Source organism: Nostoc sp. (genome assembly GCF_036916975.1).
Lineage (GTDB): Bacteria > Cyanobacteriota > Cyanobacteriia > Cyanobacteriales > Nostocaceae > Nostoc.
In genome coordinates, this window is the sequence record NZ_JBALFF010000061.1 from 1 (window position 1) to 25,784 (window position 25,784).

At 39.7% G+C, this 25,784-nt stretch carries 25 protein-coding genes, 1 tRNA gene and 1 pseudogene; 14 read left to right on the plus strand and 13 right to left on the minus strand.

Annotation, left to right across the window (positions count from 1 at the left end; all coding sequences use genetic code 11):
* The first annotated feature begins 436 nt into the window (after window positions 1-436).
* Both V7K73_RS14500 and V7K73_RS14505 read left to right on the plus strand, forming a co-directional pair.
* The gene (locus V7K73_RS14500; protein WP_334881174.1) at window positions 437-2,110 is read left to right on the plus strand and encodes an alpha-amylase family glycosyl hydrolase; all 1,674 of its coding nucleotides are present in this window, start codon (window positions 437-439) and stop codon (window positions 2,108-2,110) included.
* Window positions 2,111-2,309: 199 nt separating this feature from the next.
* Entirely contained in the window at window positions 2,310-3,386 is a 1,077-nt protein-coding gene (locus V7K73_RS14505) for a 3-deoxy-7-phosphoheptulonate synthase (RefSeq protein WP_334881045.1), read from the plus strand.
* A 221-nt stretch (window positions 3,387-3,607) separates the two neighbouring features.
* On the opposite strand, the pseudogene V7K73_RS14510 reads toward V7K73_RS14505, so the two are convergent.
* Both V7K73_RS14510 and V7K73_RS14515 read right to left on the minus strand, forming a co-directional pair.
* Window positions 3,608-3,841: pseudogene (locus V7K73_RS14510) on the minus strand (BrnT family toxin); the annotation flags it as partial.
* 136 nt (window positions 3,842-3,977) lie between these two features.
* Window positions 3,978-4,481, minus strand: a complete 504-nt coding sequence (locus tag V7K73_RS14515; RefSeq protein WP_334881047.1) for a 2TM domain-containing protein — start codon at window positions 4,479-4,481, stop codon at window positions 3,978-3,980.
* Window positions 4,482-4,748: 267 nt separating this feature from the next.
* On the opposite strand from V7K73_RS14515, the gene V7K73_RS14520 reads away from it, so the two are divergent.
* Together V7K73_RS14520 and V7K73_RS14525 are read left to right on the plus strand one after the other, a co-directional pair.
* Window positions 4,749-5,465, plus strand: coding sequence for an ROK family protein (locus V7K73_RS14520; protein WP_334881049.1), 717 nt, complete (start codon window positions 4,749-4,751; stop codon window positions 5,463-5,465).
* A gap of 297 nt (window positions 5,466-5,762) precedes the next feature.
* Complete coding sequence (locus V7K73_RS14525; RefSeq protein ID WP_334881051.1) at window positions 5,763-6,317, plus strand: peptidoglycan-binding domain-containing protein; 555 nt, start codon at window positions 5,763-5,765, stop codon at window positions 6,315-6,317.
* 359 nt (window positions 6,318-6,676) lie between these two features.
* Here the strand turns inward: V7K73_RS14525 and V7K73_RS14530 are convergent, their stop codons facing one another.
* The 4 genes from V7K73_RS14530 to V7K73_RS14545 form a co-directional block, all read right to left on the minus strand.
* Window positions 6,677-9,097: a sucrose synthase gene (locus V7K73_RS14530; RefSeq protein WP_334881176.1), complete on the minus strand. Its 2,421-nt coding sequence runs from the start codon at window positions 9,095-9,097 to the stop codon at window positions 6,677-6,679.
* A 589-nt stretch (window positions 9,098-9,686) separates the two neighbouring features.
* A complete protein-coding gene (locus tag V7K73_RS14535) occupies window positions 9,687-9,890 on the minus strand; it encodes a type II toxin-antitoxin system RelE/ParE family toxin (RefSeq protein WP_334881053.1) in 204 nt (67 codons plus the stop codon).
* A gap of 74 nt (window positions 9,891-9,964) precedes the next feature.
* The gene (locus V7K73_RS14540) at window positions 9,965-10,099 is read right to left on the minus strand and encodes a hypothetical protein (protein ID WP_334881055.1); all 135 of its coding nucleotides are present in this window, start codon (window positions 10,097-10,099) and stop codon (window positions 9,965-9,967) included.
* Window positions 10,100-10,665: 566 nt separating this feature from the next.
* Window positions 10,666-10,738: transfer RNA gene (locus tag V7K73_RS14545), tRNA-His, on the minus strand.
* 124 nt (window positions 10,739-10,862) lie between these two features.
* Between V7K73_RS14545 and V7K73_RS14550 the strand changes: the two genes are divergently transcribed.
* From V7K73_RS14550 to cobA (V7K73_RS14560), 3 genes are all read left to right on the plus strand, one after another.
* Window positions 10,863-11,246: a DUF4359 domain-containing protein gene (locus V7K73_RS14550; RefSeq protein ID WP_334881057.1), complete on the plus strand. Its 384-nt coding sequence runs from the start codon at window positions 10,863-10,865 to the stop codon at window positions 11,244-11,246.
* 185 nt (window positions 11,247-11,431) lie between these two features.
* A complete protein-coding gene (locus tag V7K73_RS14555) occupies window positions 11,432-12,178 on the plus strand; it encodes a sirohydrochlorin chelatase (protein WP_334881059.1) in 747 nt (248 codons plus the stop codon).
* Complete coding sequence (cobA, locus tag V7K73_RS14560) at window positions 12,179-12,958, plus strand: uroporphyrinogen-III C-methyltransferase (protein ID WP_334881061.1); 780 nt, start codon at window positions 12,179-12,181, stop codon at window positions 12,956-12,958.
* Between the two features lie 30 nt (window positions 12,959-12,988).
* Here the strand turns inward: cobA (V7K73_RS14560) and V7K73_RS14565 are convergent, their stop codons facing one another.
* Entirely contained in the window at window positions 12,989-13,609 is a 621-nt protein-coding gene (locus V7K73_RS14565; protein WP_334881063.1) for a hypothetical protein, read from the minus strand.
* Window positions 13,610-14,016: 407 nt separating this feature from the next.
* Between V7K73_RS14565 and V7K73_RS14570 the strand changes: the two genes are divergently transcribed.
* The 7 genes from V7K73_RS14570 (at window position 14,017) to V7K73_RS14600 (ending at window position 22,808) form a co-directional block, all read left to right on the plus strand.
* Window positions 14,017-15,009: a homogentisate phytyltransferase gene (locus V7K73_RS14570; protein ID WP_334881065.1), complete on the plus strand. Its 993-nt coding sequence runs from the start codon at window positions 14,017-14,019 to the stop codon at window positions 15,007-15,009.
* Window positions 15,010-15,012: 3 nt separating this feature from the next.
* Window positions 15,013-15,486 carry a tetratricopeptide repeat protein gene (locus V7K73_RS14575; protein WP_334881067.1) on the plus strand — a complete coding sequence of 158 codons (474 nt, stop codon included), beginning with the start codon at window positions 15,013-15,015 and terminating at the stop codon, window positions 15,484-15,486.
* A 273-nt stretch (window positions 15,487-15,759) separates the two neighbouring features.
* Window positions 15,760-17,913 (plus strand): hybrid sensor histidine kinase/response regulator, encoded by a 2,154-nt coding sequence (locus V7K73_RS14580; RefSeq protein ID WP_334881069.1) that lies wholly within the window; start codon window positions 15,760-15,762, stop codon window positions 17,911-17,913.
* 504 nt (window positions 17,914-18,417) lie between these two features.
* A complete protein-coding gene (locus V7K73_RS14585; protein WP_334881071.1) occupies window positions 18,418-19,626 on the plus strand; it encodes a tetratricopeptide repeat protein in 1,209 nt (402 codons plus the stop codon).
* Window positions 19,627-19,686: 60 nt separating this feature from the next.
* Complete coding sequence (cobA, locus tag V7K73_RS14590) at window positions 19,687-21,324, plus strand: uroporphyrinogen-III C-methyltransferase (protein ID WP_334881073.1); 1,638 nt, start codon at window positions 19,687-19,689, stop codon at window positions 21,322-21,324.
* A 47-nt stretch (window positions 21,325-21,371) separates the two neighbouring features.
* The gene (coaE, locus tag V7K73_RS14595; RefSeq protein WP_334881075.1) at window positions 21,372-21,968 is read left to right on the plus strand and encodes a dephospho-CoA kinase; all 597 of its coding nucleotides are present in this window, start codon (window positions 21,372-21,374) and stop codon (window positions 21,966-21,968) included.
* Window positions 21,969-22,502: 534 nt separating this feature from the next.
* Window positions 22,503-22,808, plus strand: a complete 306-nt coding sequence (locus V7K73_RS14600; RefSeq protein ID WP_334881077.1) for a hypothetical protein — start codon at window positions 22,503-22,505, stop codon at window positions 22,806-22,808.
* Between the two features lie 148 nt (window positions 22,809-22,956).
* Here the strand turns inward: V7K73_RS14600 and V7K73_RS14605 are convergent, their stop codons facing one another.
* From V7K73_RS14605 to V7K73_RS14630, 6 genes are all read right to left on the minus strand, one after another.
* Window positions 22,957-23,322: a DOPA 4,5-dioxygenase family protein gene (locus V7K73_RS14605; protein ID WP_334881079.1), complete on the minus strand. Its 366-nt coding sequence runs from the start codon at window positions 23,320-23,322 to the stop codon at window positions 22,957-22,959.
* A gap of 208 nt (window positions 23,323-23,530) precedes the next feature.
* On the minus strand, window positions 23,531-24,067 hold the full coding sequence (locus V7K73_RS14610) for a universal stress protein (protein ID WP_334881178.1): 537 nt from the start codon (window positions 24,065-24,067) through the stop codon (window positions 23,531-23,533).
* A gap of 447 nt (window positions 24,068-24,514) precedes the next feature.
* On the minus strand, window positions 24,515-24,742 hold the full coding sequence (locus V7K73_RS14615; RefSeq protein ID WP_334881081.1) for a type II toxin-antitoxin system HicB family antitoxin: 228 nt from the start codon (window positions 24,740-24,742) through the stop codon (window positions 24,515-24,517).
* Between the two features lie 53 nt (window positions 24,743-24,795).
* A complete protein-coding gene (locus V7K73_RS14620; RefSeq protein WP_334881083.1) occupies window positions 24,796-25,026 on the minus strand; it encodes a type II toxin-antitoxin system MqsA family antitoxin in 231 nt (76 codons plus the stop codon).
* A gap of 17 nt (window positions 25,027-25,043) precedes the next feature.
* A complete protein-coding gene (locus tag V7K73_RS14625; RefSeq protein ID WP_334881084.1) occupies window positions 25,044-25,301 on the minus strand; it encodes a DUF4258 domain-containing protein in 258 nt (85 codons plus the stop codon).
* A gap of 233 nt (window positions 25,302-25,534) precedes the next feature.
* A complete protein-coding gene (locus tag V7K73_RS14630; RefSeq protein WP_334881085.1) occupies window positions 25,535-25,777 on the minus strand; it encodes an HNH endonuclease family protein in 243 nt (80 codons plus the stop codon).
* Between the last annotated feature and the right edge of the window lie 7 nt (window positions 25,778-25,784).

A 25,784-nucleotide genomic window follows, 5' to 3' on the forward strand; every position in this document is an offset into this window, starting at 1 on the left:
AACTATCTTTTCTCGAAGCTCGACAGAGTATGACTTCATTTAAAGGTATTTATATTTTAATTTAGTGTACCTCATAACAGACGCAAGTGCTGTAAATCCCCCGAAGCAATGCGAGTCAGAAACCGTCCCCACAAAAGCACTCTTCATTACAAAACAAAATTTACGAATTACGAATTACGAATTAAGAATTACGAATTACGAATTACGTCTACCTACTTCTTATAGGCAGTAAGTGTACTAAATATAATCTGGATATTAGTTAAAAAATAAATTCTAGAAACAGTCAAAAATAGCCAAAAAGTAGTTATTTTTAGAAAATTTTTATAAGTTTTCATAAAATCATCCTTAAGATAGAAGCGCTAGTTAGAGAATTATTTCTCTAGAGTGATTTGTAAATTTAATTGAGTATCCGAAAATACTTATATCAACCCTTGGTATTACAAACAGTTCTATGGCAAAGCCGATTGAATTTAATTTATTTGCACCTTACAACAAAGGAGCCGCATTAATTGGTTCTTTTTCTGATTGGCAAGAAATTCCAATGGAGAAAGGTGATGATGGTTATTTTCGTACAAGTGTTGAACTAGAAGACGGCGCTTATAATTATAAATTTCGCATCCAGTCAAATTCATGGTTTTTTGAACCAGAACAATGGGTTGATGTTACAGACCCTTATGTAACTGATATAGATGAACAGAGTGGAAAAGATGATGGTGTTATCCGGGTAAAAAATGGTGAAAGGATTACCGATACTTATGTTTGGCGACATGATGATAAACCTTTACCTGCTGACCATGAATTAGTAATTTATGAATTGCATGTGGGTGATTTTTCTGGTGGAGAGGATGACCCTTATGCACGAGGCAAATATAAACACGTCATTGAAAAGTTAGATTATCTATGCGAACTAGGAATCAACGCCATTGAGTTGATGCCACTTAAAGAATATCCTGGTGATTATAGTTGGGGTTATAACCCTCGGCACTTCTTTGCAACAGAATCTAGTTATGGTTCTACTGCTGAGTTAAAAAAATTGATTGATGAGTGTCATGGTAAAGGTATTCGTGTAATTCTGGACGGTATTTATAACCACTCAGAAGCATCTGCTCCTTTAACACAAATTGACCACGATTATTGGTATCATCACGAACCTCGTGACCCTGATAATAACTGGGGACCTGAGTTTAATTATGAACATTATGACGAAAAATTAGATATTCATCCAGCGTGGAAATTTATTGGTGAAACAATCCGTTTTTGGATATCAGAATATCATCTTGATGGTATTCGCTATGATGCGGCGCGGCAAATTGCTAACTACGACTTCATGCACTGGATTGTTCAGGAAGCCAAAAAAACTGCTAGCATGAAGCCTTTTTACAACGTTGCCGAACACATTCCTGAAACTACCAGCATTACCAATGTAGACGGGCCAATGGATGGTTGCTGGCATGATAGTTTCTATCATTGCATTCTAGAACATATCTGCGGTGATATATTTGATTTAGAGCGTCTCAAAGATGTCATTGACTGCAAGCGCCAAGGCTTCTTGGGTGCCACCAATGTAGTAAATTACCTCACCAACCACGACCATAACCATGTCATGGTAGAACTAGGAAACCGTGAGATTTTTAACGAAGAAGCCTTTAGGCGGGCTAAATTAGGAGTAGCTATCCTAATGACTGCTGTTGGCGTACCTTTGATTTGGATGGGAGAGGAATTTGGTGAGTACAAACCTAAACAACCTGAATCATCCAAAATCGATTGGACGCTGTTAGGTAATGATTTAAATCGTAGTTTATTTGATTCATACAAAGGCTTAACCAACCTGCGTAAAAGCAATCATGCCCTTTACACAGAAAATATTGATTTTATCCACGAAAATCCAGAGGCAAAAGTATTAGCTTATACTCGTTGGAATGATGAAGGTTCTCGTGTAGTTGTAATTGCAAATTTCTCAGAAAACTTCCTAGCTGACTATCATGTTCCTAACTTTCCTAGCTCTGGTACATGGCACGAGTGGACAGGCAATTATGATGTCGAAGCTGGTGACGATGGCATCATAACTGACTTAGGACCCTACGAAGCCAAAGTGTTTGTATGGCAGTAATTATATACACTACTACTGAGGCGGTAGCCCAATAGTAAATCAAAAAGGGGAAAATATTTCCCCTTTTTCAGTTATTACCTTATTCATATACAATTGAGTGAGAAATTTGTCAAGCAAAAAATATAGCTATTTTAAATTTTCATCGGTTTGTGCTACACTTTTGATTTGAAGTGCGTAGTAAAATTGCTAGAGTATATCCATGCACAACAAATTATTTAATAGTAATATCGACAACGCTAAGATTGATATCGACAACGTTAACATTGAGAACGATCGCATCTTATTAACTCCTAATGAAGTTAAATCAAAATTACCTTTAACACAATTAGCCGAGCAAAGAGTTTTAGCATATAGGCAGGAAATAGAACAGATCCTAGATTTTCCGGATCGCCGAAAATTTATAGTAGTTGGGCCATGCTCAATCCACGACCCAAAAGCAGCGCTCGAATATTCCCAAAGGTTGAAAAAATTGGCCGAGCAAGTCCAGGATAAGCTGCTACTAATTATGCGAGTGTATTTTGAAAAACCAAGAACAACCGTAGGCTGGAAAGGATTAATTAACGATCCAGATATGGATGATTCTTTTAATGTAGAGAATGGTTTATTAATTGCACGGGATCTATTATTAAAAATTACAGAATTGGGATTACCTGCTGGTACAGAAGCACTAGATCCAATTATACCTCAGTATATAAGTGAACTAATTTCATGGTCTGCCATTGGCGCACGTACCACCGAATCACAAACTCACCGCGAAATGGCAAGTGGACTTTCCATGCCTGTGGGTTTTAAAAATGGTACTGACGGCAATATTCAAGTAGCTTTGAATGCCCTACAATCAGCTAGAAACCCGCATAATTTTATCGGAATTAATCAAAACGGACAGGTCAGCGTCTTTCAAACTAAAGGTAATGGCTACGGTCACGTAATTTTAAGGGGTGGTAGTCAGCCTAACTTTGATCCGGCAAATGTCAAACTGGTAGAACATAAATTAAAACAGGCAGATTTACCACCCAGAATTGTTATTGACTGTAGCCACGGCAATACCAATAAAGATTACAAATTACAAGGTGCTGTCTTAGAAAATATTATTCAGCAAATAGTAGATGGTAATACATCAATAGTTGGCATGATGCTGGAATCACATTTGTATGAAGGTAGTCAACCAATTACTGCTAAAGAAGAATTAAAATATGGGATTTCTGTAACTGATAAATGTATTAGCTGGGAAGAAACCGAAAAAATTATTTTGGCTGCTCACGAAAAACTTAAATAAATACCATAGTCTAGGTTTTTAGAGGCTTTGAATCTTACTCCCCAACGCTAGTCGGGCTTTGTCATTACCTATATATGACAATCCCCGCTTCGTTTTTATCCCCCCTCGCAATACAATTCCAAGGCTAATATATAGGCCGATCGCAGATTGGGAAGCTTGGTTATAGAATGAGTTGGGGTGAGCAAGCGATCGCTATTACCTAAAGGAAAGGCGATCGCATGTCAGTTAATTCGCTCTATTTTTGTCGCTTTTCTCGCGCTTATTATCCTGATCTGTTCGCCGCGCATTGTAAAGACAACCACGATCATTGAGCCATTTTCCGCTTCTCCAATTGCCCATTCTCTTTCTTCTTGCTCGGAATGCTTGGAGTCTTCCGTAAACAGGAGATAGGGATCGGCAAAAACTGTTACGGCTTCCTCAAATGTAATACCATGCTTAAGAAAATTAGACTCAGCTTTGTTGCCGTCTCACTCAAAGCGCATTTGATAGTATATACCAAAAATCTGTCCTCCAGTTATTTTATACTGGCTGATTGCCCAACTGAATTCTGACTGCTTCTGGGTGGGGGTAGTCTAAAGCCAAGCAAATCTATTAAGCCTGTAATGCCTTAAACCACTTATTTAAAACTGTGCTGATGGTTTTCTTAATCTGATGATTACGGCTCCACTTTTGGAATGCGATTTCATACTCTTCGCCTTTCATTTGAAAGGTATTCCAGATATCTAGTCCTACAGGCAATCCGCAGAATAGCAAAATGTACACCGACCAAGAAATTCCGCCACCAGTGATTAAATTTAGCAGTATAAAAAAGCCACTAAAAACTGCATAATTTCCTAGACGCTTTTGAAATCTTCTGATGCGGTAAGCGTCAAAAGCCTTTCGTTGTTGAACTTGTCCCTGTTGTACTAGCCAATCGCTTTCTGCTAATTTTAAAGACTCAGGTGAAATTTCTAACTCAGCAGCAATTTCTAATATCTGCTCATAAGAAAATTCTGTATCTTTGTCGTCAGCTTGACGAGCGATCGCTAATTGCAGAATTTGTTGGACATCATCTTGGCTATAAGAGCGAAGGCTCTTGGGTTCAAATGTCGTCATAATTCTTTATCTTATATTACTTTTAATAGAAATTTGCTGCCCGATAGATTTTAAGCACCTACTCCAGTACTATTTCCATTATTCTTAGATTAGCAAATCTATTAGTCATTGGTCATTAGTCATTAGTCATTAGTTATTCTCCCCCTGCTCCCTCATCTCCCCACTCCCCACTCCCCACCAATATAAAGACTCTCCAAACATCCAGATATTATAAAATGCAGCAGAGGATAATAACGAAGTAACAAGCACTAAGAAGGATGTAACTCAATGGTTGACGAAAATGGATCGATTCGTACCCTATCGGTAGATATTGGCGGTAGTGGCGTTAAGGCGATGGTTTTGGATATTACGGGGAATCCTGTAACGGAAAGGGCGCGTTTAGATACACCCCAACCTGCTACACCGGAGGTTGTAATTAATGCAATTGTTGTCTTAGCAGCCGCTCAAGGTGAATTTCATCGCGTTTCGGTAGGTTTTCCCGGTGTGGTGCGATCTGGAGTCACTGAAACTGCGGTAAACTTACATCCAGATTGGATCGGATTTGATTTGGAAACAGCATTATTAAAACATTTAAATAAGCCTGTACGGGTGATTAATGATGCAGACATGCAGGGGTTTGGTGCGATCGCAGGTAAAGGTGTCGAACTGGTGATTACTCTGGGTACAGGGTTTGGTTCAGCTTTATTTGTAGATGGTAAGCTGGTGCCGAATATGGAAATGGGACATCACCCGTTTCGCAAAGGAGAGACTTTTGAGCAGCAGTTGGGGCGTGCAGAGTTAGAAAAAATTGGTGATAAAAGATGGAATAGGCGTTTAGAAAAGGCGATCGCATCCTTGCAACATCTATTCAATTATGATTACCTTTACATTGGTGGCGGTGAAGCCGTGAGAGTGAATTTAGAGCTACCGTTAAATGTAAAACTCATCCCCAATATCGCTGGTTTATTAGGCGGTATTGCTTTGTGGCGAGATGAGAAAAGGTAAAAAATTTTTCAGTATCTACAACTGGGCGTACTAAGCGATGTCTAAGGGCGGCATATTGTCGCACTTTTTATTAAGGTGCTTGTTTCTGAATATTTAAAAATGATATAAAAATTAACACAGCTTAGGTAAAATAATTGCACAGACATTTATGTGTCAGCGCCCTGTGTCATTTTGTCATGCAGTAATCTAAATTATAGTTAAAATTTAAGACTGTGCAATAACGTTGTAGGCTTTTATTTTATTCAGGTTAAATTATGCGTTTTCCAAGAATACGACAAAGAAGTAAAATGAATTAAAATGACTGAAATTGGCCTGATGATGACGGACGTGTTAACAATAAGACAAGCATCTGGAGCCAATTTGCTACAGCAGCAATTAGTTCAGATGGAGAATGACGTAAACCAGTCAAAACAAAGTCAGTTAGAGATAACTGCTCAAGTGACACCACCTGAATTCATGCAGACAGATGGGATTTCTCAAGCTTATCCTTCTGCGATCGCACCAGAAAAAAAACATATACTTAAGAAAATCAGCAAAAAGAATCCAAGACTAGCTTCTTCTAGCTTAGGTGAATCTAATAAGTATTCTCACTCTGGAGGTAAAGTTGGTACAAAGGCTACAGGACAGTTCCAGAAGTTTAGTAGCCAACCTCTACCGACTCTTTATTTCGGTAGTTCTGGTATTGCTGTCAGAGCCTTGCAACAGCTATTAGTGACTAACGGTTATGGCGTTAGAGTGGATGGGATTTATGGCGCACTCACAGAGACAGCCGTTAAAGCCTTTCAAAATCAGCAGAATTTAGCAACCGATGGAGTAGTTGGTCAACAAACCTGGCGGGCGTTGACAATTTAGTTAGGAGTTAGGAGTTAGGAGTTAAGAGTTAGGAGTTAGGAGTTAGGAGTTAGGAGTTAGGAGTTAGGAGTTAGGAGTTAGGAGTTAGGAGTTAGGAGTTAAGAGTTAGGAGTTAGGAGTTAGGAGTTAGGAGTTATGAAACTTCGTATTATAATTCCTGATTCATTTATAAATTCAAATTATAGCGTCACTACATAGATAAAGCTTTTTGTCCAGAGTAAATTAAATATCTTTAGATACGCTTGTGTTAATCCCAAAATACTTTGTAGAGACGTTGCAATGCAACGCCTCTACATATCAAAAATGCTTAATCCAAGCGTATTGAGTTAAATATGGAACAGCTTATCCTTTCTAACTTATTATCGGTACTTGTGCTGCTCTAATAGCTGTTGCGCCCTTGGCTTGTAAATTAAATAGAACAAAGCCTCAAGATAACGTAATAAATCTTCCCTATTCTCCTTCGAGGTAAAGTTCCAGAAGCCATAAATTCGTGCTAATGATAACAGCTTACTAGTGTGAATTTTCCACGTATAGGTGCTGTAAACTCGGTCAATTCCTCGCTGTGAAATTTCATTCCAATAGTTAGGATTTTGTTCGCATTTTGTGATAAACTCCACAACTTTAGCGGCTGTTTCATCTAACTTTGTTGGGTTAATCAAAAAGCCATTAACCTTATCTTGAATAATCTCTAATGGCCCACCAAACTGTGTGGCAAAAGTCGGTAATCCTGAAACCATCGATTCTAAAATTGTCAAACCGAAAGCTTCAAATAAAGCTGGTTGTACAAAAATTCCCTGACGATCGGCAATAACTCGGTAAATTTCACCAGAATCAGTTTTAGTCAGGCGCACACCCAGCCAACGAATCTTTCCGTGGAGATTGTACTGCTCAATTATTTGGTAGAGTTTGATAATTTCGTCGCGTTCTTCGTTGTCGCCTGATTCTTCGACGCGCAATTTACCCGCCACCAAAATTAAATTGCAATGCTCCTGTAATTCTTTACTTTGACCATAACATTCAGCTAAACCTGTGAGGTTTTTGATGTGGTCAAGACGCGCCATTGAGAAGAGAGGACGCTTGTTAGGATCGTCGAGTTTGCCAAAGATTTGCGTGGAATCTTCCAGAATAAAGAGTGTTTCTGCAAGGCGTTGGCGATCGCTCTCTACTCGGTCTTTAGTTCGGGTGTAGGGGAAGTAATTATTTTCGTTTACTCCAGGCGGTACGACATTAAATTTGGGACTAAATAATTCAATGCCATTGGTCACATGATACAACTCCGGCATGGTGAAGCATTTATAAGACTCGTATTGTCCCACACTATCCGGTGTTCCTACAATTTCTTGGTAGGTACTGCTGACAACAAAATTGGCAGCATTCATGGCAATCAAGTCTGCTGTGAATTGCAAAGAAAAATGATATTTATCCTCTAATTCTTGCCAGTAGAGGTTACTGAACAAGTATTTCGATTTTTCCAAAGCATGGGCAACATTGCATTGGGTAACTTTCAGCCGTCGCGCCAGCAAGAATGCTACTAAATTCCCATCAGTATAGTTTCCAACTATTAAGTCAGGTGTGCCGTGGAATTCTGCCCGTAGTTCTCTTTCTGAATCAATGGCGAAAGTTTCTAGATAAGGCCAAAACTCAAACCGGGAAATCCAGTTTTGAGTCATGTTAGGATTAAATTCCCGTAAAGGCACTCGCAAAATCCAGGCATTTTCGGTATCGTGGACTTTTTCTAGCCGTTGATTACAAAGGGTGCCATCACTATTAGGAATCAAGCGGGTGAGAATAATTACCTTTGGCTCGACATTCAATTTCTCTAAACCCGCAAGCAAGACATCTTCTTGTAGCTGCTTCTCTAGGCTCTTTGCCTGGTCTAGGACGTAAACTACCTGACCGCCCGTATCGGGACGCCCCAAAACGCCCTCTTGCCCAAACCAACCGTGAGCTGACACCAAGACGATTTTAAAAATCATCGGGACACGAGAAATGAAGGCTTCTAGGGTCTGGGGATCGGCAGAATCAATCAATTCATCGAGAATATTTAAAGTTTCGCGCACTCGTCCTGCGGTGTTACCCCAACCCGGTTCAAAACCCATTGACTGTAATTGAAAGCGGAATTGTTCGTAAGGTTCATCATCGGGGCGATTATTAACAAAACTGATAGCTTTTTTAACTTGCTCGGAAAGTTGCTGCTGTGATTGAATGCGATCGTTAAGCAGCAGTTGTACACCGTTGTAGTGGTGCAGCCGCAAGAAATTCAATAAGCTGTCCAGCAATTGTTTAGAGTCTTGAAAGATTTGGCTGGATAGATAGCGGTTGAGAAATTGTACTCCCTTACCAATATTTTTGGGGTCGCGGATGACTGGAGTGTAGTCATAGAAAGGGCCGAAGTCCAATTCTAGCAGGTCGCCCTCGTTGGGATGATATTTGTTCACCAAGCGATCGCGCAGATCAAGCAAATCCTGCACCGTCATCGGCTCAATGCTCAAGTCTGATGTCAACCAATAAACTTCTTGGCTGGCAATCTTAGAACGGATGATGAAACAAAAGTTTGAGTCCTCCTGAATAATTTCTTGAGTATAATAAATCAGTTTGCCTAACTCAGAGGTAGTATAAAATTCATCGGGTTTCTGGGATTTTGAGCAATACTCACTATATACATTAAGGATATCGTTCCGCAGCAAGTACTTCTTCTCTTGTTGGCGTAATTCACTAAGAAAGGAACGTAAATCACTTCTTTCTTCACTATCTAAGACTGCTTGAAGCAATTCAGACATGGCAACTCCACTAGATAACGATGTTTGCATTGTTAATTTTCAAGGCGAGACAAATAAGCCTCCACCTTTTGTTAGACCACATATAAACACGAAATAACACAGATAAATTGTATTTATCTGTGTACCTACAAATATCAACTTTTCAGCAGGCACTAAAATCGTGTTCTTCTTTACCTAAAGTATCTATGGCTTAGTATTTTTGGATCTAACTAAAGGAATACAATTTTTATTTCTTTTGATAGAGGTTATGAAATCACTGCATTATTAGATTTAGCGTACAATCAATATGTCACGCCCTCAACTGCTTAATCTAATCCTTACTATATCATTTATTTACCTGTATCTGATTATCTGCATCTCCATAATGTCAAGATTTAGCTTACAAGTTCTGTAACACTTGTAAATCAATACTTTTTTAAATTTTTACAGGGTATTAATATTGATTTTTATAGTAAATATAGATGAGCTATTTTGCGACTTTGATCGTAGCTGAACTTATCGTAATTTGGTTAACAAGTAAGTATATTACTATTATCTATTTTGCCAGATTTGACACAAAAATTAATACTTTATCCTTTGAAAGTTAATACTAACGAGGTCTATTCTCTCGCCCGTGATAGAGGCGTAAAATAACAACTTCATCCTCAAGAATAATGTAGTGAATTATAAAACCGTATTTGCCAAAAGAAACTACAAGTTTTCTCAATCCTGCTATTTCATCTACAATCACGCCTCGACGAGGATTTTGCTGTAGACTCTCGGCTGAGGGACTGACAAATAAAAAAATACCCAAAAAACTGGCGAAAAAACTCTCCTCCTTATTCCTCTGTGTTCTCTGTGCCTCTGTGGTTCGTTTATTTGAGTAATTTATTTCTTGTCAGTCCCTGAAGAGACAATTGCTTGTACTGCGCGTACTGCTGCATCAGCATTAAGTAAGTGGGCGCAAATAATCATCACTGGCTCGTAGTTGCGCTTTAGCGCTAAAGCGCAACTACGAGACAAATACAGAGATTTTACTTTTCGTTACATAGTTTGGTTTTAAGTAGGTAGACGTAATTAAATAGGACTTACGCATCAAGTACGGAATGTAGGGGCAATTCATGAATTCCCCCTACGAGAAATCAAGGCTTTCAGCGCCTTGAAAGCGTAAGTCCTATTAAACATAAGATAAAAACCTGACCCTCAATCCCTCTCCTTACTAAGGAGAGGGAAGCCGGAGGCAGGGTGAGGTTTTGGGCCTTCTTGCTCAGTTCCTAAATTATTCGCCCATTCGGGCACACGGTTGTGCGCTACTCCTGAACCTTTGCATCGATAGGCTTCGAGGGACGTTTTACTGTGCTGAAGCATTTGGGCTTCAGTAAGTACTTTGAAAATTTAATGCTGCGTCTATCTCACCGCTTATATACATCAAGTTAATCTATAAGTAAATCTGATGAATAGTGGGTTTGCGACCTTTCCAAGTCTATGAACTCGTAGATGGCAGATCCTTGCTAAAGTAATGGTTATGAATGTCCACAACCACAACCAATCTTCTATGGGAACTTATGGCTCACTATTAAATTATGTAGGGCGAACGATGGGAATTGAACCCACGAATGGTGGTACCACAAACCACTGCCTTAACCACTTGGCTACGCTCGCCATTCAACAATTTGAATTATAGCAATAATTTGGCAAGCGATCAAGAGTTTTTTTTTAAGGAACGGACTCAGTTGATTTAGAGTCTCTCGAATTTAACAATTATAATGAATTTTACTTGGCAAACATGAAACCCTTAACTATCATTGCATATACTGGAGCAGCAGCAGGACTCGCCGCCTTGGGTGTGGCAATGGCAAAGACTAATCCTAGTCAGGTTGAGTATGAAGAATATGCAGTGCAACGGCTGACACAATACTTAAAAACCGATGTGTGCAAAAAAACTACCAATCTTATAGAAAATTTAATCCATTTTAATTGTGATAAGTTGGTTGACTCGGCTAACCCGCAAATCCAAGAAATTCTTTCCAAGACTACAGAAAGACAAAATTATATTATTTTTAGCATTTACCGTACAGATTTAAAAATAAACTCTTGGATACCTTCTTACAAATTTGAAACTGTGGGAGCTTTTGATCAATTTTATACTTACACTGCGGAAAAGCAATAAGGTAAGAAGATGGGGGAGCAGGAGGTGATAGTCAATTTGATTTTTGGAGGTTCGTATAAAAGTGATTAAGAATACTTCTGTTTAGTAATTGATAATAGTTTCAATAATTACCAGAGTAACTATTACCATCAGGTTAATATTAAGTAAAATATGATAATTAGTCACTGAGAGTTTAAGCTTTGCCGATGTCATCTGCCTATCTGCTAGTATCTCACGGAAGTCGCGATCGCCGCCCAGAAATTGCTATGCAGCAACTAGCAATGCTGGTATATAACAAATTGTCAGAAAACCACAACCCAGTAGATAGCACACATCTGGTTGGTATAGCTGCTTTGGAAATGAATCCTCTGCCTTTACACGAGCAGATTCAAGAATTTGCTAAGAGGGCTTTTTGCGAGGGGAAACTCTCTCAAAACCAGAATCGCCTCAAAATTGTACCGCTATTTCTGCTGCCGGGAGTGCATGTCATGACAGATATTCCCGCCGAAGTAGCACTAGCACAACAGGGTATTGGTCAGGATATTATGATTGAGTTGCAACCATATTTAGGCTCTCACCCCAATTTAGAGAAATTGCTGGCAAAGCAAATAGCTGCTATAAAAACAGAAGCATGGATTCTCTTAGCTCATGGTAGCCGTCGCCCAGGTTCTAAAGAAACGATCAAAGCAATGGCGGGGAATTTGTCAGCTGTGACTGCTTATTGGTCTGTCCCTGGTAGTTTAGAATCACGGGTGAAAGAGTTGGTAGCTGCTGGTTATAAAGAAATTGCAATTCTACCATACTTTTTATTCGCTGGTGGAATAACCGATGCGATCGCAGCCTCAATAGAGGAGCTAAAATTACAATTTTCTGCGGTGAATTTCCAATTGGCAAACCCTCTGGGAGCAAGTGCAGAATTAGCCGAGCTAATTTGGGATTTAACAGATAAATAGATGAACCGCACAGAAAAACAGGAGAATAAGTATTTGGGAAAGGTTTATTTAGTAGGTGCAGGGCCTGGAGATCCAGGACTAATTACCTTGAAGGCAAAAGGTTTATTGGAATGTGCAGATGTCGTTATCTATGATGCCTTAGTGAGTCCGCCAATTCTGGCAATGATTAATCCTCAAGCCGAGCAAATTAACGCTGGTAAGCGCAGGGGAAAACATTCGCTATTTCAAGAAGAAACAACTCAATTGCTGATTGAGAAGGCGCAGGATCATGCAATTGTGGTGCGGTTAAAGGGTGGCGATCCTTTTATTTTTGGTCGCGGTGGCGAAGAGATGGAAGAATTAGTCAACGCGGGAATCTCAACGGAAGTTGTGCCAGGTATTACATCGGGTATTGCAGCCGCAGCATACTCAGGTATTCCATTGACTCATCGGCTGTATAGTTCTTCAGTCATATTTGTTACTGGTCACGAGGCGGCGGGCAAGTATAGACCGCAAGTGAATTGGAATGCGATCGCTCACAGTTCCGAAACCATTGTAATTTATATGGGAATTCACAATCTCCCTTATATTGTCGAACAGTTAAGTGCCGCCGGGTTGAATTTAGAAACGCCTATTGCTTTGGTGCGCTGGGGTACGCGCCCAGAACAAGAAGAATTGATTGGTACTTTAGAGACAATTGTACAGCAGGTAGAGCAAACTGGATTTGGTGCGCCTGCGATCGCAGTCATTGGACAAGTAGTAAATATGCACAGTATTTTGTCTAGTTGTCGGCCAGTTTGATGGTTGGCGCAGATGTAAAATCCACTGTATTTAAGTTTCTCGAATCCAAAATGCCAATCCTCCAGCCCGGCCACGAGCGGCAATAAAATCTTCCGTCACTAAAAAGAAGCCAAAAAAAGGTAGTTTAGCTATGGGCTGGTTGTAAAAATCTTCTATTTTAACCTTACCAGAACGCATTGGTCTGTTATAAACAACACGACCAAACAGACTAATAACCATCTGGTTAAAGTCAAACGCCAATAAATTTTTCTTATTGAAATATTGCACTGGGCCTGTGAGGTTCAACAAAACTGGGCCAAATTCAACCTGATTACTAATTTCGCCCCTGTCTGAATCCTGTTCTAATGTGGCATTAAAGGAAACATGGATTGTTATAAACTTGGGTACATACAAACCCTTGCCTAATACAATTGTCCCGCGCTCTCTGACTTTTTTAGTGCCAGTGGCAAAGCAAAGTTGCCATTTGCCCAGAAGAGACTCAAACGGATAAGTTAACCGTTCCTGCTTGGTAGATTTTTCTGCTTGTAGCAACGCATTTACTAATATTTCAGCACTAGGGGGTGTGCCTGTCTGTCCTCGATAGGCAGTTGCAGCTTGCGATAGTACACTTACAAAGTCAAATGTGGCTTTAGATGTCAAATTAGCTGTCATAATTTAACTATTTATTTGTTTTTCTGATAGATTGTACCGTTATGGGGAGTACGAGTCGAGACTCGGGAAGAAGTATTTTCATGCTTGGGATCAAATTTTTTCGGGATAGAGCCTCTTTTATAAGGTAGATTGATTCTCTTGAGTAGCATGAAGACTGGCTGTGGCAAGGGTTTAAGCCGCCACTCCCTACAATGCCTCCAAAGCTTTGCCTCTTGTTAATGACCAAATTCTGTGACAATGGTTAACAATCTGACAATTTAGGTTATGTGGAAAAATTAACGCCAAACCTAACCCCCTGCCTCTTCGTTCAAAACTTCTCAACAACAAAAGAGAGCAGAAGTAAGGTTTTCTAAATACCGTGAAAAGTCAGGGTTAACAATAAGCCGGATACTGAATCTAAGGTACTCATGAGCCAGAGTTTTCAAAACAGCCCTTTGCCACGCAAACCCGTTCAATCATATTTCCATTGGTTATACGCTTTTTGGAAATTCTCTCGCCCTCACACGATTATTGGTACAAGTCTGAGTGTGTTGGGTTTGTATTTTATTGCCATTGCAATTAATAATCCTACTGATTCCCTATTCCCGTTCGGCTACGCTCACGGTAAGTTTACTCCCTATTCCCTACTCCCTGTCTTAGGTACATGGATTGCTTGTCTGTGTGGCAATGTCTATATTGTGGGGCTGAATCAATTAGAAGATGTTGATATTGACAAGATTAATAAGCCTCATTTACCGTTAGCATCAGGTGAGTTTTCCCAACAGACGGGGCAATTAATTGTCGCTTTGACAGGGATTTTGGCCTTAGTTGTGGCGTGGCTAACGGGGCCATTCTTATTTGGCATGGTAGCAATTAGTTTGTCCATTGGTAGTGCTTATTCATTACCGCCAATTCGCTTGAAACAGTTCCCATTTTGGGCAGCGCTGTGCATTTCTTCGGTGCGCGGCACAATTGTTAATTTAGGATTGTATTTGCATTATAGTTGGGTGCTGAAACAAAGCCAAGTAATTCCGCCTGTGGTGTGGGTGCTGACGTTATTTATCTTGGTGTTTACCTTTGCGATCGCTATATTTAAAGATATACCAGATATGGAAGGCGATCGCCTCTACAATATCTCTACTTTCACTATCAAACTCGGTTCGCAAGCTGTGTTTAATCTAGCTCTTTGGGTAATAACTGCCTGCTATCTGGGAATAATTCTGGTTGGTGTACTACATGTAGCCTCAGTTAACCCCATATTTGTGGTAATTACTCATTTAGCGCTGCTATTTTGGATGTGGTTGCGGAGTTTGGCGGTAGACTTACAAGATAAAAGTGCGATCGCTCAATTCTATCAATTTATCTGGAAACTATTTTTTCTGGAATATCTAATTTTTCCTATCGCCTGCCTTTTGGCTTAGACAATGCTAGAAACCTTTCCTACTAGTTCTATTATTGCTACTGTTGTAGTTGTTCTTAGTCTGTCAATTCTTGGCTATTTCGCTTGGAAAACCTTGATTACCTCAGACTTGTTTCAAAAAGGAATCAATCTTGCTCAAGCAAAAGATTACCAAGGTGCAGAAGCCGCGTTTCGTAAGGTAATTTCCCTCAACTCTACTAATGATGTGGTGCGCTTGTTTTTGGGAGATGTTTTAAACCAGCAAGGCCAAGTAGAGGAAGCAACAGAATTATTCCGGGAAGTGATTCGCCGCAGCCCCAAAAACCCTGATGCTTACTTGCGTCTGGCAAATATTCTCATGCAGCAAGAGCGAGAAGATGAAGCTGAAATTAACCTGCGACAAGCTAAAGATTTATTGCAAAAACAACGCCAACCTGAAAAAGCTAAAAAAATCACTGAACTGTTAGATAAAATGAGTGAGAAGTCCAATAAATCTTAAGTTAAGCTAAAATTACGGGGATTCAATTTCCCTGTTCTGTCTCCTAATTTTATTACCATTTTCCTCATGATGCTGAAAATGGTTTTTGTTTTGGAATTTTCTAGTTTCTGCCGTAATTGTGTCCGCAGGTTTCGCAAGTTTGACCACTGCCTTCGTAGCCCTTAAAATTGCAATTTGATGCGCTATCAGTTCCATAGGCATAATGAATTGATTTAGGGTTTAGAGGATGAAGGAATTTAGTAGATTCTATAGATTCAAAAAAAGAAAGTGTTTATGTCAGACATGATATCAGAATTGTGGACTAATTTTTTTACATCAGGATCATTTATTCCACATGGACACTGCTATCTATGGCAAACGAATTTAGTTTGGTTACACATATTATCTGATGCATTCATAGCACTAGCTTATTACTCGATTCCAGCTACAATCTTCTACTTTGTCCGCAAGCGGCAGGATTTGCCCTTTTATTGGATTTTTCTCCTCTTTAGTGGATTTATCGTAGCTTGCGGCACCACTCATTTAATAGAGATTTGGACGCTTTGGCATCCAACCTATTGGGTGTCGGGGTTTGTCAAAGCAGTAACTGCAACAATATCCGTAATTACAGCAATACAACTTGTACCTCTAGTTCCCCTAGCACTGGCACTTCCTAGCCCAGTTCAATCAGAACAAGCAAATCAAGAACTTCAAACACAAATAGCCGAACGCTTACGGGTAGAGGAGGAACTACGAAAATACCAGAATCACCTTGAAGAAATGGTTGCTGTTCGCACCAATGAAATTACTCAAACCAACGAGCAATTACAACAAGAAATCCTTGAACGCCAACGCATCTTAGAAATTCTTCGACAAAGCGAAGAACGCTACCGTTACTTGGCTGAAGCAATTCCTCAACTTGTATGGACAACTAATGCTAACGGTGAATGTGAGTTTTTTAATCAAAATTGGTGCGAATACACTGGGCTAACATTAGAGCAATCTTTGGGTTCTGGTTGGTTGGCTGCATTGCATCCAGATGATATCCAAAAGGCTGATGAAGTTTGGTCTAATGCTGTAAAAGATAGCACGATATATAACAATGAATATCGCTTTAAACGGGCTTCTGATGGCTCTTATCGTTGGCAGCTAGCACGAGGTTTACCGCTCAAAGATGAGCAAGGTATTGTAGTGAAGTGGTTTGGAACATGTACAGATATCCACGAACAAAAACAAATACTTGAAGAACGGGCGCATCTGCTGGAATTAGAACAAATAGCACGAGCTAAAGCAGAAACAGCCAATCGAATTAAAGATGAATTTCTGGCCGTCCTCTCTCACGAATTACGCACTCCACTAAACGCAATTCTCGGCTGGTCAAAGTTGTTGCAAATCGGCAGGTTAAACCAAGCAAAAACATCTGAAGCACTAGCCACAATCGAGCGGAATGCTACTTTACAGGTTCAACTCATTGAAGACTTGCTAGATATCTCCAGAATTTTACAGGGCAAACTGACACTGGATATTACCAAGATTAATCTAGAGTCTACAATATTATCCGCACTACAGACAATGCGTTTAGCGGCAGAAGCAAAGTTGATTGAGGTAACTACAGTATTTGAACCCCTGATGGGACAAGTTATGGGCGACTCTACTCGTTTGCAGCAAGTCGTTTGGAATCTTCTTTCTAACGCTATCAAATTTACACCCAAGGGAGGAAAGGTAGAAGTACGACTAAAGCAAGCTAATGGCTATGCTCAAATCATAGTTAGCGATACAGGTAAGGGAATTAGCGCTGAGTTTTTGCCATTCGTGTTTGATTACTTCCGCCAAGCAGATAGCACCTCTACGAGAAGTTTTGGTGGATTAGGACTGGGATTAGCAATTGTGCGTAATATCATCGAGATACATGGCGGGATTGTCAGAGCAGATAGCCACGGTGAAGGCAAAGGGGCAACATTTACTGTTAGTTTGCCGCTTCTGCAAGATGAAAGCCCAAACCTGACGGATGAACAAAACTATCCAGTATTATTAACTCCTAAGTCTTTACCTCTCGCTGGCGTTCGGGTTTTAGTTGTCGATGATGATGCTGATTCGCTAGATTTTGCTGCTTTTGTATTAGAGCAAGATGGGGCTTTTGTTATCGCTTTATCTTCTCCTAATGAAGCATTACAAACCTTAGCAGAGGTAAAGCCAGATGTGTTAGTTAGTGATATTAGTATGCCTGATATGGATGGCTATATGTTCATCCGTCAAGTGAGAACTTGGACACCAGAACAAGGTGGACAAATTCCAGCAATCGCCTTGACTGCTTTTGCGAGAAACGATGACGAGCAAGAAGCACTAAAAGCTGGGTTTCAGATGCATTTAGCCAAGCCTTTTAACCCAGAAAAATTAATTGCAGCCATTGCTGAACTTGTTGAAACAAAAATGTCAGCAATTACCTAAAAAAGGATTTTTTACTTTTAATTAAAGCCTCAGCTATTGTGTACAAATGGACAATTATATGAGATTAGACTTGTATCAAGTTAGGTTAATCACTTATAATTCCTGGTAGAACTCCGCCAAAGGTACGCTTTTACTCCCCTCCTGGCAAGCCTACTGTGTATACACAAGTCGAAAAATTCTCTACCCACATTTTTGTCAGAGTGAAACTGTCACACAGACAGGCAATCCCGCCCAGAACTGAAGTTCAGGGCTGATAGCGAAAGTCCACTCAAGTGGACTGAATTGATCGTTTAGCCCACTTGAGTGGACTTCAGCTATGGAACTTGGAATGAATTCCGAGGCGGGATAGAAAAGCAGTGCGAGATTTATTAATAAAGATATGGTTGCAGCAAGACTTGTGTGGTATAGTATAGCACCGCAAACAGGGAGGGTCTAGGGTGTTTTTATGATGGCAATTAGCCGCACTCGATATTATATGTAAACCAAGCAGATAAGGTAATAAAAATGCTGAAAAACAAGAATCTAATGGTAGCAGCTATTATCTGCTTGTGTTTGAGTAATGGGAATACTGCCTTTGGCAAAGATATTGGCGTTGTTTTATCAAAAATTCCCAGTTCAAATCAAGCAGCAGTTGCTAACTTTGAGCAAGGAACCAATCTCTACAAAAAAGGAGATTTCAAAAGAGCAGAGGCGGCTTTTCGGAAAGCAATTGAACTAGAACCGAACTTTGCCGAAGCTTATATTGCTTTGGCAAATACTCTCGACGATCAAGGTAAACCAGAAGAAGCGATCGCACATTACAAAAAAGCGATTAGCCTTGATCCGAAAAACTCTGGAGCATACTTTAATTTGGGTTTGACTTTAGCAAGACTCAATCAGTTAGAAGCGGCGATCGCACAATATAAAAAAGCTCTTAGCCTTGATGCCAACTATGCAGACGCTCATTATAACTTAGGAAATGCTCTCTACGCTCAAGGCAAGCTAACAGAAGCAGCCACCGAATATACAGCAGCTATTCGCCTCAAACCCAATTATGCCCCAACTTACACGCGTCTGGGAAATGCTCTCTACGATCGAGGTGAGCTAGCAGAAGCAGTTACTCAGTACAAAAAATCCATTAGTTTTGATCCCAAATATGCAGAGGCTCACTATTACTTAGGGAACGCCTTGTATGCTATAGGATTGCCAACAGAAGCAATCGCCGAATATACAGCAGCGATTCGCCTCGCTCCAAAAAATCCCGCAGGTTATAATGCCTTAGGAAATATTCTCTACGCTCAAGGCAAACTAGAAGAAGCGATCGCACATTACCAAAAAGCCATCAGCTTCGATCCCAACTATGCAGACGCTCATTATAATTTAGCAAGCGCTTTTTACGCTCAAGGCAAGCTAACAGAAGCAATCGCCGAATATACCGAAGCAATTCGCCTCGATCCCAAACATGCACAAGCTTATACAGGTTTGGGAAATGCGATGGACGATCAAGGTAAACCACAAGAAGCGATCGCACATTACAAAAAAGCCATTAGCCTTGTACCTAATGATGCATTGACTTACTATAATTTGGGGATCGCTTTGGGAAGAGAACAACAGCTAGAAGAAGCGATCATTAATCTCAAAAAAGCCAGAGAGTTATTCCAAGCTGAGGAAAACAAGGAGATGGTTGAGCAAATTGATCAGCTAATCGAAAAAATGAATATCCGAACGAATTGAATAAAGGGGATTGGGGACTAGGAAAGAAGCACAGGAAGAATAACTATTGACAAATGACAAATGACTAAGACTCAAGAAAAGGGTAAAGTTTACCTCGTAGGTGCTGGGCCTGGAGATGTGGCATACCTGACAGTAAAAGCTTACAATCTCTTAGCTAATGCTCAGATTTTAGTTTACGATGCCCTGGTAGATGCTCAATTATTGCAGTGCGTACCGCCTGATTGTTTGAAGTTAGATGTTGGGAAACGCGGTGGTAAACCCAGTACAACCCAAGCTGAGATTAACAAGTTACTGGTAAAGCATTGCCAGCAAGGGAAACAAGTTGTACGGCTAAAATCAGGCGATCCGTTAATTTTTGGGCGTTGTACTTCCGAAATTGAAGCGCTCAAAGCATCTGGTTGTGATTTTGAACTAGTCCCAGGAATTTCCTCAGCCCTTGCAGCACCTTTGTTAGCAGGAATTCCCCTCACAGATCCGGTGTTGAGTCGCACTTTTGCAGTGCTTACTGCTCATGAACCAGAAGTTTTAGACTGGGAGGCACTCTCACGGCTAGAGACACTGGTAATTTTGATGGGAGGGCAACATCTGCCAGAAATTGTACATCAACTGGTGCGACACGGGCGATCGCACTTAACACCCATTGCCATCATCCGTTGGGCAGGAACTCCTCGTCAACAAATTTGGACAGCGCAACTGGACAATATTGTAGAACAAACTACCGAATTATTCCTTTCTCCAGCAGTAATTGTTATTGGCCAAGTTGTTGGGCTACGGAAGTACTTAAAACCTGAGAATATATATCTAGACGAAATTATCACGCGGGAGCCTGAAGAAAGGTATTCCCAGGTTCCGGCTGTGAACGAGAGTATTTTTATACCCCAATCTATGTTAAGTAACTTACCCTCATCTCTGACTCTGCGTGGCAAAACAATCTTAGTAACACGTTCAGTTGGACAATCGAGCCAATTTAGCGATCGCCTGATCGCATTAGGTGCAACAGTCATCGAAATGCCTACCTTAGAAATCGGCCCGCCCTCCAGTTGGGAAGCTTTGGATAATGCGATCGCTCATTTATCTGACTTCGAGTGGTTAATTCTCACTTCTACCAATGCCATAGACTACTTTTTTGAAAGGCTAATCGCCCAAGGTAAAGATAGCCGGGCCTTAGCTGGTGTCAAAATTGCCGTAGTTGGTGAGAAAACAGCCTATTGTCTCAAACAACACTCTCTCCAACCAGATTTTATTCCCCCCAATTTTATTGCCGATTCTTTAGTAGAAAATTTCCCAGAGGATTTGTATGGTAAAAAGGTTTTATTTCCCAGAGTTGAAAGCGGTGGCAGAGAAATTTTGGTTAAGGAATTAACTCTCAAAGGAGCAACGGTGATAGAAGTTGCCGCATATCAATCTTGTTGTCCGACTGGTATTCCACCAGAGGCACAGTTAGCTCTCCAAAACCGCAAGATAGATGTGATTACTTTTGCCAGTTCTAAAACTGTGCAATTTTTCTGTGAACTTACTAACAAGATATTTTCCGACAATGATCCTAGTCAATTATTAGAGGGCGTTTGTATTGCATCTATCGGACCTCAAACTTCCAAAACGTGTCATTTTTTATTCAGGCGTGTGGATGTAGAAGCCCAAGAATATACTTTAGATGGTTTAACCCAAGCATTGATAACATGGGCGACAAATTGTTAGATGAGGGAGATGAGGGAGAATAACTAATAACAAATGACTAATGACTAATGACAAAACGTATAATCGGCTTAACTGGAGGTATTGCTACAGGCAAAACCACTGTCACTAATTATTTGGCTAGCACTTATAAGCTGGCGATTCTGGATGCAGATATTTATGCTAGAGAGGCAGTATCTTTGGGTTCGCCTATTCTTGGTGCGATCGCTCAACGTTACGGCGAACAAATTTTATTGCCAGATAGCAGCCTCAACCGCCAAAAGCTAGGCGAAATTATCTTTAATCGTCAAGATGAACGCAACTGGATAGACAATTTGATTCATCCTGATGTGCGCGATCGTTTTGAGGAAGCGATCGCCCTATCTTCCTCACAAACACTAGTGTTAGTAGTACCTCTATTATTTGAAGCTGGGATGACTGATTTAGTTACAGAAATTTGGGTAGTGCGTTGTTCACAAGAGCAACAGCTACAAAGATTGATACAACGAAATCATTTAAATAGAGAACAGGCACAAGCCAGGATCAACAGCCAATTATCTATCGAAGAAAAAGTGGTTAATGCAGATGTCGTTTTAGATAACTCTTCCACCCTAGAAGTACTACTGAAGCAGGTTGATGTAGCTCTAAAAAGCACAAGTAGAGACTAGATCATATTTATCTTCAAAAATATACATAGACGACATTCTCAAGACATAAAAGTTTTATAAATTTTAAGATTATCTAGTTAAGCAAAAGAATGTCATCTCTGACCTATTCTTGTCCAATAATTCGGTGATTTTACAGTTGAAGCTGCAATTGGTCGTACTGTAAATTTAAATAGTTGTTGGACAAAAGATATCATGGAGTAAATTCAAACATTAATTCAAACATTAATTCAAACATTAATTCAAACATTAATTCAAACATTAATAACTAAAAATTAAGATTTAAGAAAAAATAATTTAAAATTATTTATCTTCTTTTAAAATTATTAAGCACCTTCTCAACGAACTTCTTAATTAGACATGGGATGAGAAATTGCCTTTATTAGCTGTCAATGTGGTTAATTACTAACTAGATTGTCCACCTGTTCAATTCTGGATTGGTGATTGAAAGGAATTGAGATTCAGTTAGAGTCCAGAACTCTTCGTTATAGATTTTTTCTTGGGGAAAACTCACTTATGTCTTTGATCAGGACAAATATGAACTTAAGTTTTAGCTTTTTAAGTAAGTTAGCCCTAGTTAACTTTCCAGCAAAGGAATTAAAAAAGAAGCATAAAATACACGATTATAGCCAACTAGTTTGTGGAAGCGACTACGTATTTGAGCGCCTCAATGAAGGAACGATCGGATATATGACTGGAATCGGGAAAGGCATTAAACCCTGCGATCGCATTATTTTACGAGAAGCTTATGAATCTTATCAATATCAAGTTGAGGAAGTTGATTATTACTCAGATCCGTCCGATATGTGGATAGCTTTACTCAAGCAAGTGGCAATTGACTAAATATTAAAGTCAATATAATTCATAATTCATAATTCATAATTTAAATTTGGTTCAAGGTCAATCGGTTTCACATTCCTTAAAATGAATTAACATAAAAAGTTATACACCCTAGTCCAGAACTTTTACCCAATAAAGTGGGCTGATTCTCTTAATTAGATAAAGTTGAATTAAGCTGTCGAAGAAACTCAATATTCAAATCTAGCTTTTCTCCTAACCATAAAGAATGAACCGCGTGGTCAGCCACAGCATCGCCTGTCTCAGGGTGGACAAGAATATCCAATCCCTCACGATTAAGCATTAACCAGGGAACGACTTTCTCAAATTGATTTGGTAAGAAAGCAACTTGATACATTCCTTTTGGGTGAGGGCCAATGGGCTTGTCAAACCAGCGTCCAAGTTGCACTTCAAACCTAGCGCCCAATCCTTCACGTACACGCGCCGCTACATCCCGACTCGCGCAATCGAAGTAAACATGAGCGTGAAAACCAGCGATATGGATAGTATCTTCTTTCATAAATCCACTTTCGATCTCAACTATAATTTTGGGTAGCGGACTTTTTCTTTCTCACTGAAGCGATGTCTACGGCGGGCTATTCGGTGTCGCTCAATTTTAGTCCACTACAGTGCGGTTAAGGATCGGTTGTGGAAATTGAGAGAAGTAGTTAGCCGAAAATCAACCAAATTCAGAGTTTGGCTTGCTCAGATTTATTCAATGTTAGTAGTTAGTTAACACTTAAAGTGCTTGTAGTTTCTTTGACAACTTCATGTGTTTTAGGAGTAACTGAAAGATGCACAACATGTACCGTACAAGGAGCATGGTGAAGAACATAGTTACTTACACTACCAAGAAATAGTTCCATCAGCCCAGAACGACCCCGACGCCCCATCACAATTAGGTCAGCATCATAACTATGAGCAAAATCACAAATGATGCGACCAGGATTACCAATATTTTGTGTAAATTCCGCAGTTACACCTGCTGCGTTAGCTTGGGCGCAGAAAGATTGCAACATCTGGATTCCTAAATTTTTAAAGGTATCCCACTGCTTTTGGTATAACTCGAAGTTTTGACTGCTCAATCCTGGGTAGTAGTCAAAATTAGACAGTATAGGTACGTAAGGACTACCTTCTTCTTCGGGAGATAGGACATGCACTAGCATTAAGCTAGCTTGTGTTAAATTTGCTAAACCCAACGCTTCTTTAAAAACCTGTTGTCCTACTTCTGAGCGATCTAATGCAACTATAATTTTTTTAAACATCATATAGACCTCCGATTTCATTGGTAAAGGGTCTTTACGGTTTCTGGTTTCCAAATGCTGGATTGTCAAAAATGACTAATCCCTCAACTATGTTTAGCCACTTGTGAATTTTAAATTACTTAAAGGTTTTCGCCCTATGTTTATGTTTATAGCAAAACAATTTGAGGAATTTGTGAAAAAAACATTTATCTTTAATTACGAAGAAGTCTTATGTTTTATAAAATACATTCCTTGCACAGTATTTGGTGTTTTTTCAAAGGCGAGTCTCTTGATATACTAAAAGTATGGTATAATTTTAAGCGCTTTAATATCTTTCACAAAGCTGGGTAGATATTAAGACTATTTCGTTTTGATTTTCCTGATTGAGAATATTAAGCAATGTCTATGATGGCCTATTCGGCGTCGCAGTTTGACATAAACTTTTTTCAGCTTGAAGATTTATCATACTTATTCAGTGTCTTCTACTGCCAAAAACTCATCTAATTCTTCTATAGTGAGTGAAGGATAGTAAATATTAGCTTCGATTTTATAGACTGACAAAAAATAGGCGATCGCTTCATTAAGTTGCTTGATTGCTGCTTCTTGATTTACCCCTTGTCCTACCAGTCCATTTTCTAAGCATAAAGCAACCCAATAACCCGCACTCTTTCGCAAAACTGTTGTGTAGAAGTCCATAAATGTGTATTAGTGAGAGAATAGCTGAAGTAATATTTAATTTTGGCAATTATTCACGATCCAAAACTAGCCACTTCTACAGGACGTTCAACAGCTAATTCTTTACGGTTAGTTTTGATTTGTTCAATTTTGTGAAGGGTTTCAGCAGTTAAATAAGTTTCGCCGCAATCAGCACAGGTTATCACTGGAATATTTTCTATTACTAGCAGGTCTTTACCTTTACCATAGGTTCTAGTAATTTGGCGGATTTTTACACCTTCGCTTCCACAAATATCACACAGCATTTGCCGCTTTCCTGGTATTAGGGTATGTATACAGTAATGATAACAAGTTTTCCAGTTAGACTTAGCTTTGCAATTATTTCGACTTCCCCTGCATCAAGAGTTAAACCTCTGATACGATATTTAGATTCTGCTGTCACTTTATCCTTTTGACGTTCCAGTATTTCGCCTGTAAGGATACCTTGTTCAATGTCATAGATTGTTAGATTATCATCGCTCATTTCTTCTTCAGCATGTAGCGTCATTAGATACTGACGAGAAGAAACTTTATCCCGCATTCGTTGCAAAATCTCATCGAACAAGGTAGTAATCTCAGACGAATTAGACTTTAATAGTTTACAGCGATTGCATCCCTAATTTACTAAGTGCGATCGCATAGATTGACCTCTCCCCCAACCCCTCTTTGAAGCGGAGAGGGGAGCCGGATTTCTCCCCCAACGCTAGCAGGGAAGGGGGTTGGGGGGTTAGGTCTGTGTGCAAAGTGCGAAGGTGCGATCGCATACAATTTCTTTTATCGAGGCCATACTTTAATCGCCATATTAGCTAAATATTCAGCACGCCTTTTGATTTCCTCTTCATTCCAGACATCTACATTTCGGAAATACTGATTTAAAGTTACATTATTAGCCCTTAAAATTTTCAATTTTTCCTCAAAGGGTTTGTTAGACAATTCAGAGTTATATTGTGTTAGGGTGAGATTACCCAAAGTGTGAAGCCATTCCTTATGGTCTTTGTTATAATTTGCGCCTAACATTATAAGA

Bases quoted from the DNA above. Each gene is read 5' to 3' on its own strand.
- V7K73_RS14505 (WP_334881045.1), top strand. From the start codon at position 2,310: ATGCACAACAAATTATTTAATAGTAATATCGACAACGCTAAGATTGAT.
- V7K73_RS14515 (WP_334881047.1), bottom strand. From the start codon at position 4,481: ATGACGACATTTGAACCCAAGAGCCTTCGCTCTTATAGCCAAGATGAT.
- V7K73_RS14520 (WP_334881049.1), top strand. From the start codon at position 4,749: ATGGTTGACGAAAATGGATCGATTCGTACCCTATCGGTAGATATTGGC.
- V7K73_RS14525 (WP_334881051.1), top strand. From the start codon at position 5,763: ATGACTGAAATTGGCCTGATGATGACGGACGTGTTAACAATAAGACAA.
- V7K73_RS14530 (WP_334881176.1), bottom strand. From the start codon at position 9,097: ATGTCTGAATTGCTTCAAGCAGTCTTAGATAGTGAAGAAAGAAGTGAT.
- V7K73_RS14550 (WP_334881057.1), top strand. From the start codon at position 10,863: ATGAAACCCTTAACTATCATTGCATATACTGGAGCAGCAGCAGGACTC.
- V7K73_RS14555 (WP_334881059.1), top strand. From the start codon at position 11,432: ATGTCATCTGCCTATCTGCTAGTATCTCACGGAAGTCGCGATCGCCGC.
- cobA (WP_334881061.1), top strand. From the start codon at position 12,179: ATGAACCGCACAGAAAAACAGGAGAATAAGTATTTGGGAAAGGTTTAT.
- V7K73_RS14565 (WP_334881063.1), bottom strand. From the start codon at position 13,609: ATGACAGCTAATTTGACATCTAAAGCCACATTTGACTTTGTAAGTGTA.
- V7K73_RS14570 (WP_334881065.1), top strand. From the start codon at position 14,017: ATGAGCCAGAGTTTTCAAAACAGCCCTTTGCCACGCAAACCCGTTCAA.
- V7K73_RS14575 (WP_334881067.1), top strand. From the start codon at position 15,013: ATGCTAGAAACCTTTCCTACTAGTTCTATTATTGCTACTGTTGTAGTT.
- V7K73_RS14580 (WP_334881069.1), top strand. From the start codon at position 15,760: ATGTCAGACATGATATCAGAATTGTGGACTAATTTTTTTACATCAGGA.
- V7K73_RS14585 (WP_334881071.1), top strand. From the start codon at position 18,418: ATGCTGAAAAACAAGAATCTAATGGTAGCAGCTATTATCTGCTTGTGT.
- cobA (WP_334881073.1), top strand. From the start codon at position 19,687: ATGACTAAGACTCAAGAAAAGGGTAAAGTTTACCTCGTAGGTGCTGGG.
- coaE (WP_334881075.1), top strand. From the start codon at position 21,372: ATGACAAAACGTATAATCGGCTTAACTGGAGGTATTGCTACAGGCAAA.
- V7K73_RS14600 (WP_334881077.1), top strand. From the start codon at position 22,503: ATGAACTTAAGTTTTAGCTTTTTAAGTAAGTTAGCCCTAGTTAACTTT.
- V7K73_RS14605 (WP_334881079.1), bottom strand. From the start codon at position 23,322: ATGAAAGAAGATACTATCCATATCGCTGGTTTTCACGCTCATGTTTAC.
- V7K73_RS14610 (WP_334881178.1), bottom strand. From the start codon at position 24,067: ATGTTTAAAAAAATTATAGTTGCATTAGATCGCTCAGAAGTAGGACAA.
- V7K73_RS14615 (WP_334881081.1), bottom strand. From the start codon at position 24,742: ATGGACTTCTACACAACAGTTTTGCGAAAGAGTGCGGGTTATTGGGTT.
- V7K73_RS14620 (WP_334881083.1), bottom strand. From the start codon at position 25,026: ATGCTGTGTGATATTTGTGGAAGCGAAGGTGTAAAAATCCGCCAAATT.
- V7K73_RS14625 (WP_334881084.1), bottom strand. From the start codon at position 25,301: ATGCGGGATAAAGTTTCTTCTCGTCAGTATCTAATGACGCTACATGCT.
- V7K73_RS14630 (WP_334881085.1), bottom strand. From the start codon at position 25,777: ATGTTAGGCGCAAATTATAACAAAGACCATAAGGAATGGCTTCACACT.